17 protein-coding genes and 2 tRNA genes are annotated in these 16,876 nt (G+C 61.4%); 4 read left to right on the top strand and 15 right to left on the bottom strand.

Going from position 1 to position 16,876, the window contains the following annotated elements; all coding sequences use genetic code 11:
- Positions 1 to 2: 2 nt before the first annotated feature.
- The 5 genes from H9L06_RS08445 to H9L06_RS08425 all read right to left on the bottom strand — a co-directional run bounded on the left by H9L06_RS08445 (position 3) and on the right by H9L06_RS08425 (position 4,155).
- On the bottom strand, positions 3 to 1,289 hold the full coding sequence (locus H9L06_RS08445; RefSeq protein WP_187554773.1) for an adenylosuccinate synthase: 1,287 nt from the start codon (positions 1,287 to 1,289) through the stop codon (positions 3 to 5).
- Positions 1,290 to 1,341: 52 nt separating this feature from the next.
- Positions 1,342 to 1,758, bottom strand: a complete 417-nt coding sequence (locus H9L06_RS08440; RefSeq protein ID WP_187554772.1) for a DUF3151 domain-containing protein — start codon at positions 1,756 to 1,758, stop codon at positions 1,342 to 1,344.
- Entirely contained in the window at positions 1,758 to 2,246 is a 489-nt protein-coding gene (locus H9L06_RS08435) for a YajQ family cyclic di-GMP-binding protein (RefSeq protein WP_187554771.1), read from the bottom strand. Before H9L06_RS08435 ends, H9L06_RS08440 begins: the two co-directional genes overlap by 1 nt.
- Positions 2,247 to 2,380: 134 nt before the next feature.
- The gene (locus tag H9L06_RS08430; RefSeq protein ID WP_187554770.1) at positions 2,381 to 2,638 is read right to left on the bottom strand and encodes a hypothetical protein; all 258 of its coding nucleotides are present in this window, start codon (positions 2,636 to 2,638) and stop codon (positions 2,381 to 2,383) included.
- 5 nt (positions 2,639 to 2,643) lie between these two features.
- Positions 2,644 to 4,155 carry a hypothetical protein gene (locus H9L06_RS08425; RefSeq protein WP_187554769.1) on the bottom strand — a complete coding sequence of 504 codons (1,512 nt, stop codon included), beginning with the start codon at positions 4,153 to 4,155 and terminating at the stop codon, positions 2,644 to 2,646.
- A 240-nt stretch (positions 4,156 to 4,395) separates the two neighbouring features.
- Between H9L06_RS08425 and H9L06_RS08420 the strand changes: the two genes are divergently transcribed.
- Positions 4,396 to 5,835, top strand: coding sequence for a dicarboxylate/amino acid:cation symporter (locus tag H9L06_RS08420; protein WP_187554768.1), 1,440 nt, complete (start codon positions 4,396 to 4,398; stop codon positions 5,833 to 5,835).
- A gap of 104 nt (positions 5,836 to 5,939) precedes the next feature.
- Here H9L06_RS08420 and H9L06_RS08415 read toward each other — a convergent pair whose 3' ends face one another.
- The 8 genes from H9L06_RS08415 to H9L06_RS08380 all read right to left on the bottom strand — a co-directional run bounded on the left by H9L06_RS08415 (position 5,940) and on the right by H9L06_RS08380 (position 13,066).
- Entirely contained in the window at positions 5,940 to 6,704 is a 765-nt protein-coding gene (locus tag H9L06_RS08415) for an SDR family NAD(P)-dependent oxidoreductase (RefSeq protein ID WP_187554767.1), read from the bottom strand.
- Positions 6,705 to 6,781: 77 nt separating this feature from the next.
- Positions 6,782 to 7,135, bottom strand: a complete 354-nt coding sequence (locus tag H9L06_RS08410) for a cupin domain-containing protein (protein WP_187554766.1) — start codon at positions 7,133 to 7,135, stop codon at positions 6,782 to 6,784.
- Positions 7,136 to 7,180: 45 nt separating this feature from the next.
- Entirely contained in the window at positions 7,181 to 8,551 is a 1,371-nt protein-coding gene (locus tag H9L06_RS08405) for an NAD(P)/FAD-dependent oxidoreductase (protein ID WP_187554765.1), read from the bottom strand.
- Positions 8,552 to 8,599: 48 nt separating this feature from the next.
- A complete protein-coding gene (locus H9L06_RS08400) occupies positions 8,600 to 9,610 on the bottom strand; it encodes an ABC transporter ATP-binding protein (protein WP_187554764.1) in 1,011 nt (336 codons plus the stop codon).
- Positions 9,603 to 10,400 carry an ABC transporter permease gene (locus tag H9L06_RS08395; RefSeq protein WP_187554763.1) on the bottom strand — a complete coding sequence of 266 codons (798 nt, stop codon included), beginning with the start codon at positions 10,398 to 10,400 and terminating at the stop codon, positions 9,603 to 9,605. The genes H9L06_RS08400 and H9L06_RS08395 overlap by 8 nt, the downstream gene beginning before the upstream one ends.
- Positions 10,400 to 11,281, bottom strand: coding sequence for an ABC transporter permease (locus tag H9L06_RS08390; protein ID WP_187554762.1), 882 nt, complete (start codon positions 11,279 to 11,281; stop codon positions 10,400 to 10,402). Before H9L06_RS08390 ends, H9L06_RS08395 begins: the two co-directional genes overlap by 1 nt.
- Before the next feature lie 6 nt (positions 11,282 to 11,287).
- Complete coding sequence (locus H9L06_RS08385; RefSeq protein WP_187554761.1) at positions 11,288 to 12,406, bottom strand: ABC transporter substrate-binding protein; 1,119 nt, start codon at positions 12,404 to 12,406, stop codon at positions 11,288 to 11,290.
- A 51-nt stretch (positions 12,407 to 12,457) separates the two neighbouring features.
- Complete coding sequence (locus H9L06_RS08380; RefSeq protein ID WP_246454330.1) at positions 12,458 to 13,066, bottom strand: cupin domain-containing protein; 609 nt, start codon at positions 13,064 to 13,066, stop codon at positions 12,458 to 12,460.
- Positions 13,067 to 13,409: 343 nt separating this feature from the next.
- Here H9L06_RS08380 and H9L06_RS08375 point away from each other — a divergent pair, with 343 nt between their 5' ends.
- Positions 13,410 to 14,804, top strand: coding sequence for an MFS transporter (locus H9L06_RS08375; RefSeq protein ID WP_246454329.1), 1,395 nt, complete (start codon positions 13,410 to 13,412; stop codon positions 14,802 to 14,804).
- Positions 14,805 to 14,863: 59 nt separating this feature from the next.
- On the opposite strand, the gene H9L06_RS08370 is transcribed toward H9L06_RS08375, so the two are convergent.
- Positions 14,864 to 14,937, bottom strand: a tRNA-Met gene (locus H9L06_RS08370).
- A gap of 34 nt (positions 14,938 to 14,971) precedes the next feature.
- Positions 14,972 to 15,043, bottom strand: a tRNA-Thr gene (locus H9L06_RS08365).
- A gap of 201 nt (positions 15,044 to 15,244) precedes the next feature.
- Here H9L06_RS08365 and H9L06_RS08360 point away from each other — a divergent pair.
- Together H9L06_RS08360 and H9L06_RS08355 are read left to right on the top strand one after the other, a co-directional pair.
- Positions 15,245 to 15,736: a hypothetical protein gene (locus H9L06_RS08360; protein ID WP_246454327.1), complete on the top strand. Its 492-nt coding sequence runs from the start codon at positions 15,245 to 15,247 to the stop codon at positions 15,734 to 15,736.
- Between the two features lie 89 nt (positions 15,737 to 15,825).
- Entirely contained in the window at positions 15,826 to 16,812 is a 987-nt protein-coding gene (locus tag H9L06_RS08355; RefSeq protein WP_187554760.1) for a hypothetical protein, read from the top strand.
- Positions 16,813 to 16,876 lie beyond the last annotated feature (64 nt).

Raw genomic sequence — 16,876 nt, 5'->3', positions numbered from 1 at the left:
GGTCAGTTGAGCAGGTCATGGCGCACCACAACCTGTTCGCGCTCGGGACCGACCCCAATTGCCGAGATCCGCGATCCACTCATTGCCTCAAGCGCGAGGATGTAATCTTGCGCGTTCTTCGGCAGCTCTTCGAAGGTGCGGGCGCCAGAGATGTCTTCGTCCCAGCCAGGGAACTCTTCGTAGATAGGCTTCGCGTGGTGGAAGTCGCTCTGGTTCACCGGCATCTCGTCATGGCGCACTCCGTTTACGTCGTAGGCGACGCAGACAGGAATCGACTTGATACCCGAGAGCACGTCGAGCTTCGTGAGCACGAAGTCGGTGACGCCATTGATGCGGGCGGCATAGCGCGCGATCGGCGCGTCGTACCAACCACAGCGCCGCAGACGCCCCGTGGTGGTGCCGTACTCGTGGCCGACCTTTGCGAGGTGCTCGCCCATCTCATCGAAAAGCTCGGTCGGGAACGGTCCAGCGCCGACGCGAGTCGTATACGCCTTGACGACTGAGATCACGCGATCAATCTTGTGCGGGGGTAGCCCTGAGCCGGTTGATGCGCCACCCGCGGTCGCATTCGACGATGTGACGAACGGGTACGTGCCATGGTCAATGTCGAGCATGGTCGCCTGACCGGCCTCGAACAGCACGGTCTTGCCCTCGCCCATAGCCTCGTGCAGCATGAGCCCGGTGTCGCACACCATGGGTTCGAGCAGCTCACGGTAGCCGAGCAGATCTTCGACGACCTCATCGGGCGAAATCGCGCGACGGTTGTAGATCTTGACGAGTACCTGGTTCTTGAAGTCAAGCGCCGCTTCGACCTTCTGGCGAAGAATTGTCTCATCGAAAATGTCTTGAATGCGGATGCCGACGCGGTTGATCTTGTCAGCGTATGCGGGGCCGATACCGCGCCCCGTCGTGCCGATCTGACGCTTGCCGAGGAAGCGTTCGGTGACCTTGTCGAGGGTGCGGTGGTACTCGGTGATCACATGCGCGTTCGCGCTCACCTTGAGCTTCGATACATCGACACCGCGTTCGCTCAATGCGTCGAGCTCATGCTTGAGCACCGCAAGATCAATCACGACGCCATTCGAAATAATCGGCGTGACACCCGGCGTGAGAATTCCTGAAGGAAGCAAGTGCAGCGCATACTTCTCATCACCCACGACCACCGTGTGACCGGCGTTGTTACCGCCGTTGAACTTTACGACATAGTCGACACGGCTCCCGAGCAGGTCGGTCGCGCGACCCTTGCCCTCGTCGCCCCATTGGGCACCGGTAATGAGTACAGCGGGCATCTCAGCCCCTCCCTAGCGCTTAGACAGATACCGACCTATCCTATCGAACCGCTTACTCGGTGGTTTCGATGGCGGCGATTGCGGTCGGGTCGGCCCCGTTCAAGAACTCGGTGAGGCGATCCACCTCATCGGCCTCCCCGATCGCGGCGGCGGATCGGCGCAGCGCATGCAGGGCCCGCAGCACACCGCGGTTCGGCTCGTGCGACCACGGCACCGGGCCTGCCCCACGCCAGCCCGACTTGCGCAGCGCGTCGAGACCACGGTGGTAGCCAACACGCGCGAACGCGTAGGCCTCGATCTCACGACCATCGGAGTGAGCTTCGTCTGCGAGCGTTGCCCATACGAGTGGCGATGCGGGGTGCTCGCGCGCAATCAGTGCTGGATCTTGCCCCGCGGCGAGCGCATCGACGACCGCTGAATCTGCGGCGAGGAGCGTGGGCTCGGGGCCGAGAAGGTTCGCGCCGACCATTAGCGGAAGTTCACGAACTGGAGGGCAACATCAACGTCTGCGCCCTTGAGCAGCGCAATGGTCTCCTGCAGGTCATCGCGGCTCTTTGAGGAGACGCGCAGTTCGTCGCCCTGAATCTGGCTCTTCACACCCTTGGGCGCCTCGTCGCGGATGAGCTTGTTCAGCTTCTTGGCGGTCGCCTGATCGATGCCCTCCTTGAGCTTCGACTCGATGCGGTATTCCTTGCCGCTTGCGAAGGGTTCTCCAGTGTCGAGCGTCTTCAGCGACATGCCACGCTTGATGAACTTCGACTGCAGCACGTCGAGCACCGCCTTCGCGCGCTCTTCCGAGTTCGCCTTGATGAGGATCGCCTCGCCCGAGTGCGAAATATCGGCACCCACACCCTTGAAGTCGTAGCGCTGCTCGACCTCCTTGCGCGCCTGGTTGACCGCGTTCTCGACCTCCATCGAGTCGACCTTGCTCACTACGTCAAATGAAGAATCAGCCATACGCCCAGCGTACGCGAAACCCGTCGGGGTTGCGTAGCCGCACTTGGGCAGGTCCGAACGTCGAGCACCTCCGCTCAAACACTCTCTAACTTTCAAGCATCTAGCTGCACGCCGTGGAGTCGAGCCAATTGAACTTACCGTGAGAAGTCTTGGTATGTCTTCATCACACGAAGAGCATCAATAAAGTCAGTGAGCGCGAGATGTTCAGTTTCAAATTCACGGATTGTCGTCTCTATAGCAACGGCACGCTCATCGGTTGAGACTGTTACCCATTTCCCATCATGAGCAAATATACAAACTTTGTTAGTTGTTCCGCCATTTGGTTGCCCAAAATACGCATACTCACTAAGGCCTTCTGTCTCGATAACAGTCGCTGCTTGTGATTGATCCATTACTTTCACCTGCCTCCGCCAGGAACAGGGGCTCCACCATTTGGGTTGCCACTGCTGGGCTCACCGGTGTTTGTCGCGGTGCTGCCAGTCGATGAAGAACCGCCTGCCGTTGTTGTCGCCGCGGGTGTGCCGCCAGCACCAGCCGGTGAGGCGCCAGAGATATTTGTGAGCGATGCGTTCGGGGTCGCCGAAACGTTCGGAGTCACGGAAGCGCTCGGGCTGACCGACGGGCTCTTGATTGATGTCGCACCGCCACCTACGGCACCACCCGCGGCCCCGGTGAGCGCCGACATCAACAGGTTGAACTCCTGCCCCGTCACCTGGGATGCAGCAAACTCACCCGCGACACCACCCACCCCACCGGTAACCCCGTCAACGGTCGCACGGGTCGTGACCCTCGCACCCCGGGAAGTAATACTGCTGCCGATATGTGAGAACGGGCCAGCGATCGCGCCCCCGATCGCGGACGACACCGCAGCCCCACCGACGTCCTCCCAAGAGAAGTTCCCAAACGCGGCCGACGCTGTCGCGTTCGCGGCCGTGCCAGACACCATCGATTCCAACGCCTCGATTGACGCCCGACGCATCACCCCCATGGTCCGCTTCCCCAACTGAATGAGAGTTTTCAGTTTGTTGATCACCGCAAGAAGTCTTGGCACCCACCTCGCAACCGTGACCGCGGCCTTCCCGGCTGCTGCGACAGCGCCAGCGCCAAAGGAGATAAGTGATAAGAACACGCCGAGTCCGAGATCGACGGCGATCTCCACCGCTAACTCCCCGAGCATTTCAAGGAGCTCAGTCCGGATGTCTTCCACGTTTTTTGCGAAGCCCGCACACCCGTCACTCAAAGAGCGGGCGTCGCCTGCGAGATCCCCAATGAGGCTCGACAGCTTCTGATGTACCGCAGCAACATCTGCTTGCTGCGGGAACTCGGAGGCGAGGGTGAGCGGGAGCGCAGCATCCAACGACGCTTTCGCAGAAACGAGCTGCTGCTCGTATGCATCCCACACACCAGCGGCCTGCGTGATTTTCCCGGTGTCCGCGGTTGGGATCACAATCCCCGCCGTGTCTTTCAGGAAGTTTTCCACCCATTCCAGGATCTCGCCCTGCAGAGTCCCACGCTGCTCATCACCCAGCGCAGTTCCTACAGACGGCGCGACCGCAGTGACCTGCGTCGGCGTCATGGTCGCGTACGAGTTTGATCCACCACCGGCCCCGACGAGCTCCATCGCCCGATACGCCGTCGCAAGACCCAGCACGCGGCCCTCGAACTGGGCGACGAGCTTCGCAAGCGTCACCCCGGCTTGAAGCATCGACGTAGCGGATAGATCGTACCCGCCGTCCTGCTTCGTGCCGAGCGCGAACTCCTCAGCCATTGGGTCAATGCCCGCCATACCGACACATGGCAACAATGCCGATGCGGCGGTCGTGGTCGCGGTGAGAATCGAAGAGGCGACCGCCCCCACTTGCGCGGCGTCAGACGCGAACGATGCAGGGTTCACGCGCACAAACACCACGAGGCCTCACTCAATCACTTCACGAAATCACTCAAACCCCTCCGCGCCAACGTAATAGCACTGAGGCGCCAGAATCATGTTTTGCCGAAACTGACCCGATCGCTGCGGTTTTCGAACCAAAGTCGTCACCCACATGTCACATAGAGCAATAGATGACATAAGCAAAGTGAATGTATTGGTAGAGTAAATCCTCGTGCCGCGCAGGCGGTAGTCTCGACCCACCCCTCTGAAAGGAACCTCATGTCGCAAGCGACATCACAGGCCAAGGCACCAGAAGCGCCCAGCAGCAAACCTCGTCTCCCCAAGTGGATGACCTCGTTCGGCTGGCAGATCATCGCCGGTCTCGTGCTCGGCCTCGTACTCGGCTCGATCGCCCGCAACATCGGCGCAGATGCCGAAGGCAACCCCAACGGCCTGCACGCGACGCTCAGCGTCATTGGTTCGAGCTACGTCACTCTGTTAAAGGCCGCCGTCGTTCCTCTCATCTTCACCGCGATTGTGTCGAGCATCGTCGGGCTTCGCAAGGTCACGAACGCAGCGCGCCTCGCTGGCCAGACGCTGCTTTGGTTCGCCATCACCGCACTCATAGCGGTGTCGATCGGCATCGCGCTCAGCGTGATCCTCCGCCCGGGCGACGCGGCCTCAGGTTCCGAGCTGCAGACGCAGGACCCCTCACGAGTCGGCTCGTGGTGGAACTTCCTTATCGGGCTTGTGCCGTCGAACTTCCTCGGCCTAGGTGTGGGCGGAGGCGTCGATCTCGAGACAGGCGCGCTCAGCGCGTCAGCAAACTTCAACGTACTGCAGGTCATCGTCGTCTCGGCAGCGGTCGGCATCGCCGCGTTGAAGATCGGCAAGAAGGCAGAACCCTTCATCACGCTCACTGAGTCTGCGCTCGCGATCATTCAGAAGATTTTGTGGTGGATCATTCGCATCGCCCCAATCGGCACGCTCGGCCTTATCGGCAACGCAATCGTGTCGTACGGCTGGGACAAGATGGGCACCCTCACGGCCTTCGTTGGCGTGCTCTACCTCGGCCTCGCCATCGTGCTCTTCATTGTGTATCCGGTGCTCGTGAAGGCGCACGGTCTTTCGATCCGCCAATACTTCTCGGGAGTCTGGCCCGCGGTGCAACTCGGGTTCGTGAGCCGCTCATCGATCGGCACGCTGCCGCTCACCGAGCGCGTGACCGAGCGCAACCTTGGCGTGCCGCGCGGCTACGCCTCGTTCGCGGTGCCACTCGGCGCAACGACGAAGATGGACGGGTGCGCATCGCTCTACCCCGCGATCGCTGCCATCTTCATCGCGCAGTTCTTCGGCATTGAGCTCACGCTAGTGCAGTACCTGCTCATCGTGATCGTCTCGGTGGTGGGATCTGCCGCAACGGCCGGCACGACCGGTGCCACTGTGATGCTCACGCTGACGCTTTCGACGCTTGGGCTGCCGCTTGAGGGAGTTGGCCTGTTGCTCGCAGTGGATCCGATCGTCGACATGGGTCGCACCGCACTCAATGTTGCCGGCCAGGCACTCGTGCCAACGATCGTGGCGAAGCGCGAGGGAATCCTCGACGAAGAGCTCTACAACGCTCCTCGCAAGGGCCTCGCGTTCGACAACACCGACGTTGCTGACAACGTCGAAACCAGACTCGAGTCCGAATCGGCGCCTGAGCCAGCGGAGCGCTGATCCACTCTCAACCCAGGCAAATCCGAGTGCGAGTTTGCTGCCAAGCGATAACGCTTAGGCGCAAACTCGCACTCGGATTTGGCGTTAATGGTGAGTGAGCAGGGCTAGCGCCCCCGCTCGCCCACGCGAGCTAGGAACCCCTGCGGCAGCACCTTTGTGAGCAGCACGATGAGCTTGTACCTCAGCGACGGCACGGAAACGGCTTTGCCGCGATCCACATCGCGAAGCGACTCAGCGACGACTGACTTGGCGCTCAACCACATCCACCGAGGAACCCCCTCTTGCCCCGGAGGCAGACCGAGCCGTTCGTGAAAGTTCGTGTGCGTGAAGCCAGGGCACACGGCCGTCACGGTCACTCCGCGCGACCGGTACCGAGCATTTGCCCAGCGTGAAAACAGCACGAGCCACTGCTTCGCCGCTGAATACGTGCTGCGCGGAATGAACGCGGCGACCGAGGCGACGTTCACAATCTGTCCACGCCCTCGCTCGAGCATTCCTTGAAGAGCCGCGTGCGTGAGTCGCATCGGCACTTCATTGTGGATCCGCACATGCCTCGCCTCATCTTCGACATCGTTCGATTCGAAATCGAGTGCAAGACCGAAGCCAGCATTGTTGATGAGCAGGTCGACGGGCTGCGCAGCATCGCTGAGCCTCGCGGTGACCCGATCCACACCCTGCGGATCGAGCAAATCGCACGCGAGCACCTCGACATGAACGCCGTGCGACTCGCGCAACACGGTCGCGAGCGCCTCCAGCGCCTCGGTGTCTCGCGCGACGAGCACGAGCGCGTTTCCTTGAGCCGCGAGCTGCCTCGCGTACTCGGCGCCGAGCCCCGAACTCGCGCCGGTAATGAGAGCGGTCTCTACCATTGCCCGATTCTAACTGTTAGAAAAACGGTGCGGCCGCCAATCAACATGGCAACCGCACCGCCTTCGATGCTCACGAACTAGTCGAGAATGATGGTGTAGTGCTTGCGAACCGGCTCGTGATTGTGCCAGATTCCGACCCAACCCGACGGCATGACCATAACGTCGCCGGGGCCGAAGTCCTCTGGCTCCTGGCCCTCAACCTCGAGGGTGACCTTGCCCGAAAGAATCGTGCAGATCTCGGTGTAGCCCTCGCGCGTTGCCGTGAACGTGCCGGCGGTGCACTCCCACAGGCCGGTCGTGATCTTGCCCGCCTCCCAAATAGTCGTCGAGGTCTCGGTCAGCCCCTCGGTCACCGCCGTTGGCTTGGGTGCATGTGTGCCGATCTCGGCGCGATCGGTTGCGTGGTCTGCGTAAGTAGGTATGGCATTCACTGTTGTGCTCCTTGTTTGCCTCGAGTGTGAAGTGTGTGGATCGAACTAGCCGCGGCCAGTGATGACGTCGGCGATGTGCGCGATCGGCGATGTGGTCTTGCGGCCTGACAGCTCTGCGCGATCCGCCATGCCATATGCCGCGTAGAGGCCCTGCGTTGCAATCCAACGGAGGGGCTCCGGCTCCCACTTGCGCACTTTGTGGTTCACCCATGGCAGCGAGGTGATCTCAGAGTCGTTGCCGAGAATCAGGTCAGTGATCGTGCGGCCAGCGAGGTTCGTCGTGGTCACGCCGGTGCCGACGTAGCCACCGCCCCAGGCGATGCCAGTTTGTGGATCGAGGCCAACCGTTGCCGCCCAGTCGCGCGGAACGCCGAGCACACCAGACCACACGTGATCGATCGCAGCGCCACGGGTCGCCGGGAAGAAGCGGTGCAGAATCTCGCTGAGCGTCGTGACGGTCGACTCAGCGGTCTGCCCGTCGGTGTCGGTCTTCGAACCAAACTTGTAGGGCACACCGCGACCCCCGATGGCGATGCGATCGTCGGCCGTGCGCTGCGCATACATATATACATGTGCGAAGTCGCCGAGCACCTCGCCCTGGTTCCAGTTCAGCTCGTCCCAAACAGCGGCGTCGAGTGGCTCGGTCGCAATGAGCGACGAGTTCATCGGCAGCCAGAGGCGGTGCAGACCCTTGAGGTTTGCGGTGAAGCCCTCGGTTGCGCGCACAACGTAGTCCGCTGAAACGGTGCCGTGGGTGGTGCGAAGTCTGCGCGGCTCAATCTCAACCACGCGGGTGTTCTCATAGATCTCAACGCCGAGTCGCTCGACCGTCTCAGCGAGTCCCTGGGCGAGCTTCGCGGGCTGCACGCGGGCAGCGTGCGGGTGCCACACAGCAGCGTGCGTGTCGGTCACATTGATCTTGGCCTGCGCCACATCCTTCTCGAGCAGCTCGAGATCGGTGTACTTCCACGCCTGCTCGGCCGCCGCAAATGCTCGCACCCGAGACTCCTGCGCGGGAGTGTAGGCAACGTTGAACTCGCCGCCCTTCTTAATGTCAGCGTCGATCCCCTCGGCCTCGGCAACGCGGATGACCTCGTCGACCGTCTCGTTCATGGTGCGCTGAAAACGCTCAGCCGCATCGCGGCCGTGGGTCTTCACGTACTGCTCGCGACCACCGGTGATCGAGTTGGTAAGCCACCCACCGTTGCGACCCGACGCGCCGTACCCGACGTGCCGCTGTTCAACGATGACCACGCGCAGTTCCGGCTTCGCCTTCTTGAGGTAGTAGGCGGTCCACAGGCCGGTGTAACCGGCGCCGACGATGGCGACATCTGCGGTGATATTGCCGGGAAGCTCCGGGCGAGGAGCAGGCACGCCCACCTGTTGCCACCAGTGAGACACGTTGCCATTAATCATGTTGGTTCTTTCTGAAGAGAGTGAGAGTCGAGGTGTGGATCGCGGTGGTTACGCCGCGAGGGAGGGTGCGAGCGCTGGGTTCCAGCTGAGCACCGCAGTGCTGTTGTCACCTGAGAGCCAGTTGAGCTGCGAGTTGCTTCGCACAACCCCAACTTCACCGCCCGGAAGCACGATCTCGAACTTCCAACCGGATCCAAGGTAAATCGCCTGGCGCACGTGCACGCGAATCGCTGGCTGCCCCGCGGGCACCTGGTTTTCATCAGCGTACAACTCACCACGTTCCGGCCGCACTACGGTGACCGTTGAGTTGTCAGCATTCTCGATGACTGTCGATTCACCGATGAACTCGGCTACGAAGCGCGATGCCGGGCGCTCGTACAGGTCTTGGGCGGTACCCACCTGCTCGATCCGCCCCTCATTGAATACCGCGATGCGGTCGGAGAGCGTGAGCGCTTCTTCCTGATCGTGCGTCACGAACACAAAGGTGCGGCCGACCTCCTGGTGAACTCGTCGAAGCTCAAGCTGCAGCTGCTCGCGCAGCTTCTTGTCGAGCGCGCCAAGCGGTTCGTCGAGGAGGAGGACGCGAGGCTCAAAAACGAGCGCGCGTGCGAGTGCGACGCGCTGCTGCTGGCCGCCAGAGAGTTCCTTCGGGAACCGATCTTCGTATCCCTTGAGCCCCGCGGTCGCGAGCGCCGCGAGTGCGAGCTCCTTCGCCTTTGCCTTCGGAACCCGTCGGCGACCAAGCGGAAACGTGACGTTGTCGAGCACCGTCAGGTGCGGGAACAACGCGTAGTGCTGGAACACGATGCCGAGCTCACGCTTGTGCACCGGCACGTTGTCCATGAGCTTGCCATCGATGGTTACGCTGCCCGTGGTGAGCTCGGTGAACCCGGCAATGAGGTTGAGCGTCGTCGTCTTACCTGAACCCGATGGCCCAAGAAACGTCATGAACTCGCCAGCTTTGACGTCGAGACTGACGTTGTCGAGGGCGATGGATTTTGGATAGTGCTTGGAGACGCCATCGAGACGAATTCCTGCACCGCGCGTCGAATCAGCCACGCTTCTTCCTTCCGGTGAACACGAGCGCACCGATAACGATGGCCGTGGTGAGAATGAGAATAACGGTCGCTGCCGCAGCGAGCGTTGGATCAGTGTCGCGGGTCACACTCGCGTACATGAGCACTGGGAGCGTCTCGAGATACGGGCTCTTAATGAAGAGAGACACCATAACTTCATCGAACGAGGTCACGAACGCGAACAGGGCACCCGAGACCATTCCGGGCACGATGTTCGGAAGCGTGACCTTGAAGAACGTCACGATTGGTGTTGCCCCGAGACTCTGTGCGGCGAGCTCGAGCCGCTCGTCGAAGTTCGCGAAACCGGCGGTGATCGCCACCACAGTGAACGGAAGCGCAAGCACCGTGTGCGCAAAGACGAATCCGAGAAGTGTTCCGAGTAGCCCGGCCTGCAGAAACACGGAGTAGACACCGATCGCGAGCACGATACCGGGAACCACCATCGGGGCAAGGAGGCCGAAGGTGAGCGCACCGGCGAGCTTCTTGTTTACAAGGTTCCGAAGTCCCATCGCTGCGAGAAGCCCAAGCACGGTGGCGAGGATCGCAACGAGCAGACCAATGAGAAGCGAATTTCCGAGCGCAGTCGTCCACTGCGGGTTCATGAAGAATGACTCGTACCAGCGCAGTGACCAGCCGGTCGGCGGGAACACCAGGGAGGCCTTGTCGGTGAAGCTCAGTGGGATCACGATCAGAGTCGGGGCGACGAGCCACACCGAGACGATCGCGGCGATCGCCCACAGCACGATCTTCGTTGACGGATGAGTTTTCAGCATCAGAACACCTTGATTCCCAGCCCGCGACGACTCGCGAACTTTGAGACGAGGCCAATGAGCCCGAGCACGAGCAGGGTACACACGAGCAAGATCACGCCAAGCGCACCGCCGCGACCCCACTGAAGCAGGCCGCTCACCTGCGCATAGATTGCCTGCGCAAGCATGCTGTCAGACGGCGAGCCGAGCAGCGCCGGTGTGACATAGAAGCCGAGCGCCTGAATGAAGACGAGAAGTCCGCCCGCGGCGACACCCGGGAGTGAAAGCGGAAGGAAGACTTTGAAGAAGGCGACCGAAGGGCGGGCACCAAGCGAGCGTGCGGCGGTGACCAAGCGGTGGTCGATCCCGCTCATGACCGCGTAGAGCGGGAGCACCATGAAAGGCATGAGTACCTGGCTCAGGCCAATGAGCACACCGGTGTTGGTGCGGATCAGTTGCAACGGCTCAAGCCCGATCAACTGGAGGAGCGAGTTAATGACACCGCTGTCTTGGAGCAGCACGATCCACGCAAATGTGCGGATCATGAGTGAGGTCCAGAACGGGATCAGAGCGATCACCACGAGTACCATTCGCGCGCGCTTGCCAACAATCGTCATGAGGTAGGCATACGGATACGCGAGCAGCAGGCAGATCACCATCGCAAGCAGCGCATTGCCGAACGTGCGACCGATCACGGTGAGGTTGTTCTCGTTGGAGAACACCCACTCGTAGTTCGCGAGCCCAAGCTCAGGGTCGGTGAAGCTTCGCCAGACACTTTCGAGCACCGGGAACGCGAACACTCCGATAAGGAGCGCGTAGGCGGGCAGAAGCAGAAGCAACGCCCGCGATTGGGCGCGCGAACCCTTGCGGTCTGCGCGCCCAATCGGGAGATTCGTGGTGGTCATAGAGGACTATCCCTGCAGCCAGGTCATCCAGCGCTCGAGCTCGGCGTCATAGTTCTCAGCCCACCAGCCCTGGTCGGTTGCCACCATCTGAGAAGCAATCTCAGGGTCGGTGATGACGTACTCGAGCCCAAGCTCGGAGAACTCTGGTGCCGCATCCTTGTGCACCGGCGAGTACGAGCTGCCAAGCGCCATGATCTCCTGCGACTGCGCGCCGAGAGCGTAGTTAATGAGTGCCATTGCTGCATCAGGGTTCTTGGCGTTCTTCGGCACGGCAAGCGCATCGGCCACGACGAGCGCCTGGTTCCAGATCGGCTTGTAGTTCGCGCCGTTTTCTACGGCACCAAAGCCGCGACCCGACCAGAGAAGCACCATTTCGGCCTCACCGGACTCGACCATCTGCTGCGACTCTGCACCGGTCTTCCAGAAGATGATGTCGTCGCGGATCTCGTCGATCCGCTCATACGCGCGATCCATATCGAGCGGGTACAGGTTGTCTGGTGAGACACCGTCAGCGAGCAGTGCACCCTCGTAGATGCCAGGACCGATGTCCTCAAAACCTGCGATAGCGCGCTTGCCCGGGAACTTGTCGGTGTCGAAGAAGTCAGCCCAGCCGGTGGGTGCTGTTGGGTATGCGTCAGCGTCGTACATGATCGTGTAGCCGTACTGCATCGCTGGCACGTAGCAGTCACCGACAAGGCTCTGGTTCGGGATGTTCGAAACGTCGACGATATCGAGGTCGATGTCCATGAGTAGACCATCTTCCCCACACATCTTGTCGGCCCAGATGATGTCCGTGTCGACAACATCCCAGGTCACGTTGCCGCTCTCGACCTGCGCCTTGATCTTCGAGTACTCGGTTGGGCCGTCGCTCAGAAGCTTCGCGCCCGAGTCCTCAACAAATGGCTGCAGGGACTCGATCTGTGCATCCTGGTAGATGCCGCCCCACGAACTGAACGTAAGGGTGACGCCGTCGAGCGCGCCAGCCTTGACCTCGCCAGCAACAGCTGGTCCCGATCCGAGGTCAACCTCTACCGGAGCGGCCGCGGCACTGCAGCCAATGAGCAAACTTCCTGCTCCGAGCATGGCGAGGGCGCCAAGGCCACGTCGCAATGTGGACTTCTTCATATCTGATCTCCTTTGAATCTGAATCGTCGAACTCAATGAGTTGACTAGGGGCTATAAGTCGGTGGTTTCTTCTGGGGTGGGTGGGCTGTTGATCCACATCACCTCAGCGGTTTCGTCAAACGGGTTGTACGCGCGGTGCGGCACGCTGCTCAGGTGCTCAATCGAGTCACCCTTGTGAAGCGTGTAGGTCTCGTCGCCGAGTTCGAGCACGATGCTGCCCTGGGTGACGACGAAAATCTCTTGTGAGTTGCCGTGCACGTAGTGGCTCTGGCCAGTGCTCGCACCGGGTGCGAACACACCTGCGTAGACCTCAAGGTTGCGAAGCGGAGGGAGGGAGAGCACGAACTTTTCGCCGCCCTCGAGCGGAAGTGTCGGGCGCTCATGTGCGCGGAGCACGCCAGCGGTGTGTGCTTCGCTCGAATCGAGCAATTGCGCGGGTGAAAGATGCAGCGCTGCGGCGACCTTGCGGAGCGAGGAGACGCTCGCATTCGTGTGGCCGTTCTCGAGTTGGCTTAGAAAGCTGGAGCTGACGCCAGCGGCGTTCGCGAGAGCGCGGAGGCTGAGTCCACGAGCCTTGCGGAGCTCTGAAACGCGGGCCCCAAGGTGCTCGGGAACATCGTCCACCTGAGTGGGAATCCCGGTACTAAAATATTGCGCCACTGCTCACAAGCCTTTAATTTAACTGAACGTCTTCATTCACATCACTGAACAACAATGTTCAGTATGGAAGATACTAGCGTCCAGAATCGCAAAACGCCAGTCACCGCCTATGAACGGAGAATCCCCGGCAACACCGGGGGCCTTTTCGTAGCTCTCTGCAGCTGAGGCGGGGCCACATTCGCCCTGATGAGGCACGTGCACTTGAGCTGACGGCTTGTGCCGAAGAAGTACCCGCAGAGAGTATGCTGATCATAGTTTTGCCAGGAGACACACTCGGCGATTCCCCCTCCCACAGGTGGCCGTCGCGAGCGAGCTGGTCGAGATCAAGTTTCAAGGTGGAACATTGCCCATCCAAATAGGCGTCACTCCCGCGGCAACGATCTGGGATCGCGCTCGGCTCGGTATCACGGTCGGCTCCGTGGCTCTCATCTTCCTCGCCGCCATTGAGGCGATGGCAGTGACCACAGTGATGCCCATCGTCAGTATGGATCTCGACGGGGACGCCCTCTTCGCGGTCGCCTTCTCCGGCACGCTTGCGACCGGGGTAATTGGAATGGTTGCTGCAGGGGTGTGGAGCGACCGCACCGGTCCGAGAGGCCCGCTTTACGCTGCAGTACTTCTCTTCATGATTGGCCTCGTAGTCTCGGGCGCAGCGTCCGACATGTACACGTTCATCGTTGGCCGCCTGATTCAGGGGCTCGGAGTGGGCGGGCAGATTGTGTCGCTCTACGTCGTTATCGCGCGGGTATATCCCCGTGCGCTACACGGAAAGATCTTCGCCGCGTTCGCGGCCGCTTGGGTGGTGCCCTCGATGGTTGGCCCCGCACTCGCTGGGGCGGTGGCGCAGTTCCTACACTGGAGATGGGTGTTCCTCGGCGTAGCAATTCTCACTGCGCTCGCGGCCCTCCTCGTTGTCATGCAACTACGGGGGATCTCTCTGCGGACCTCTGACGTGGAGGGCGATCCGAATGCGCCCGGTGCTCACCGTAGCCGCACGGTCGCACTTCGACTCCTACTCGCAACTGTCGTGGCAGGGGCCGCCGTCGGAACTGGCTTTGCGGCGGAAGCGCCGCGCGCTGTCGGCTGGCCAATCGCCCTGGTCTGCATTGCGATCATCGGCATTGCAATTAGGCCCCTCCTCCCCTCGGGAACACTCAGCGCACGCGCCGGCCTGCCGAGCGTGATCCTCATGCGCGGTCTCGTCGCTGGAGCCTTTCTCGCCGCCGAAGCATTCGTGCCCAAGCTACTCATGGAGAACTTCGCATTCAGTCCGGTGATCGCGGGGCTCGCGCTCACTACGGCCGCACTTTCCTGGTCGCTGGCCTCCTTCGCCCAGGGTAAATACGGTGACCAACTCGGCAGTACCGTGATCGTCGCGATCAGCGCCTCGCTCCTCCTCGCGGGAATCCTCGCACTGCTCTTTGTGGCCGTCTCGAATTATTGGCCCTGGCTTGTGGTGATTGGGTGGGGCATCGCTGGGGGTGGCATGGGACTGGTCTACCCACGACTGACGGTACTGACCCTCGCCTACTCGACCCCGACAAACGAGGGCTTCAACTCCTCAGCGCTCTCAGTCGCCGATTCCACCGGATCCGCGGTCGCCGTCGCGGTGGCCGGTCTCGCGGCCCTCTCTTTCCAAATAGCCGGCTCTGGGTTCCCGGCAGTCTTTCTTGTCGCCTTAGCGGTGCTTGGGCTCAGCTTGATCCCGGGCGTGCGAATGGGCGACGCACGGGACTGACGCGCCTCAAGGAACAAAAAAACCCCGCCTGATCGGGGGGTTTTTCTGCTGACTCTCTGTAGCTGAGGCGGGGCTCGATCCCGCGACCTCACGATTATGAGTCGTGCGCTCTAACCAGCTGAGCTACTCAGCCAAACTGGCCCACACTAGGTGAGCCAGAGAGTCAGAGCCCCGAGCCAGGATTGAACTGGCGACCCCTTCCTTACCATGGAAGTGCTCTACCACTGAGCTATCGGGGCGCGGTCACACTGCCGTGACAACCGTTAGAGCGTACCACCACACAGCATCAAATGCGAATCGAGGTGCGTCATATTTCAATCACTTCGGGAGCCCCGATCCACACCCTCGCATTGAGCCCGCTTCTTCACCGCATTCTCCCCGCAGGGCCTTGGTACAGTTGCGTCGAATGGCAACAGAATCGCGTTGTTAGGAGCACAGCCGTGAAAAGCCTCGTAGTGACCCTCGTCGGAGTCGTTCTGGCAACTTGGATGTCACTCGGTCGATGGCTTTTCGGTATCGGTGGCGACCTCACTTGGTGGTACGTTCCTGCGATTGGCCTCACGTACGCAGTGCTTTCGTGGTGGATCGGACACCGCATGGCCATCACGCAGCGCCGCGGCCGTCGCACAGGCCGCGCGGTGTGGGTTGCGCTCATCCTCTCGTGGGTCTGCGCGATTGGGTTTGGCTTCACGGTTCCAGATCGGGTCGGCGACGAACTCATATCGATTGTGAGCCTCGCGGCGGGGTCTGCCTTCTCAACCGAGATGTCGATCGCACTGTGCAATCCACTCGGCATTGTTTCGTTCACGCTCGCGTTCATCGCGCTCGGCTTTGCGATTGCGAACGGTCGCGATCCACGCCCCGAAGAGGACGAGCTGTTCGACACCGACAGCGGCGAGGGCAGCGGCATGGTGCCGCACCCTCTTGCTTAATTGATAGACATCTCACTGTTTCGCGCGTAGACTCCCGGTCAATTGCACCTGTCGCTCTTGCGAACGACTGCGGGGAGGTGAGTTGCGACGTGAGCAACATAAGCTTTGCGCGTCGAGCCCTCTTTGTCGTGCTTGCTGCCGTTGGAGTTTCGGCGCTCTGGTTCACGCTCAGCCTGTTCTTCGGCGCGTCTCATGCGAACGCTGCGGAGCGCCCCGCTGGCCTGCTCGGTGACCTCACCGAAGTCATCTCCGACACCACCGACGCCGTCGACAAGACCGTGAGCACGGTGGTTGCGCCGGTAACTGCCGCCGTTCCGGTGGATCAGGTGCTCCCGACGGTGAATGACACCGTCGGCGCTGTTACGCAGACAGTCACACAGACGGTCACCCCGGTCGCTGATGCGGTAAGCTACGTTCCCGTCGTGGGGCCCGCAGTCGGATCGACCGTTACCGGCACCGTCAATGGGGTCACTGACACAGTCACCGGCGTCACGGGAGCCGTGAACGACACGGTGACCCCGGTCCTCGAGGATCTCACGAGCACCCCTGTGGACATGGTGACCAACCCGGTCGTCGATTTGCTCGACGGACTTCCCGAGGTCTCGATCCCCGGGGTCTCGCTACCTGACGTCGATTCCGACGGCGAGGTGCCGCTCGTGCCAGTTCCGGGAGTGGTGGATCTTCTTGAGCCGCTCAACCCCGCAGACTCAGCTACGAAGGCTTTGGCAGCGCCTGAGGCCACGAATTCAAGCTCGCCACGCTCAGCGCTCACCGGCGACGACGAGTGGTACGCAGCCGACGTTTACACAGAAGGATCGAGCGCAGCCTCAGCACTTTTGCCCGGCAGCACTCCCCTGTCTTCCGACAACGCACCCGGCACTCCTCCAGCTTCACCGCCAGGATCTCCTGGGTCGAGTTCATCCTCCGCAGGTTCGGGCGCAGGCGCTGGCGGCGCTCTCGCCTGCCTGACTGGCGACACGGCTCAGATACTTGATCCACACGGCGCCACCGTGAGCGCGCAGGGCACCAGCCTGCCCACTCCACCCGTATTCGATACCGATATTTCTCCTGACTGACCTGCCTTGAGCCGCGCTTCGTTCGCGGCGACGTAGCGCCTCGGCGCACCACATTTTCAAGGCA

Source organism: Leucobacter denitrificans, from assembly GCF_014396385.1.
Lineage (GTDB): Bacteria > Actinomycetota > Actinomycetes > Actinomycetales > Microbacteriaceae > Leucobacter > Leucobacter denitrificans.
The sequence above is the reverse complement of the archived record's forward strand: the minus strand, read 5'-3'. Positions and strand labels throughout refer to the sequence as shown.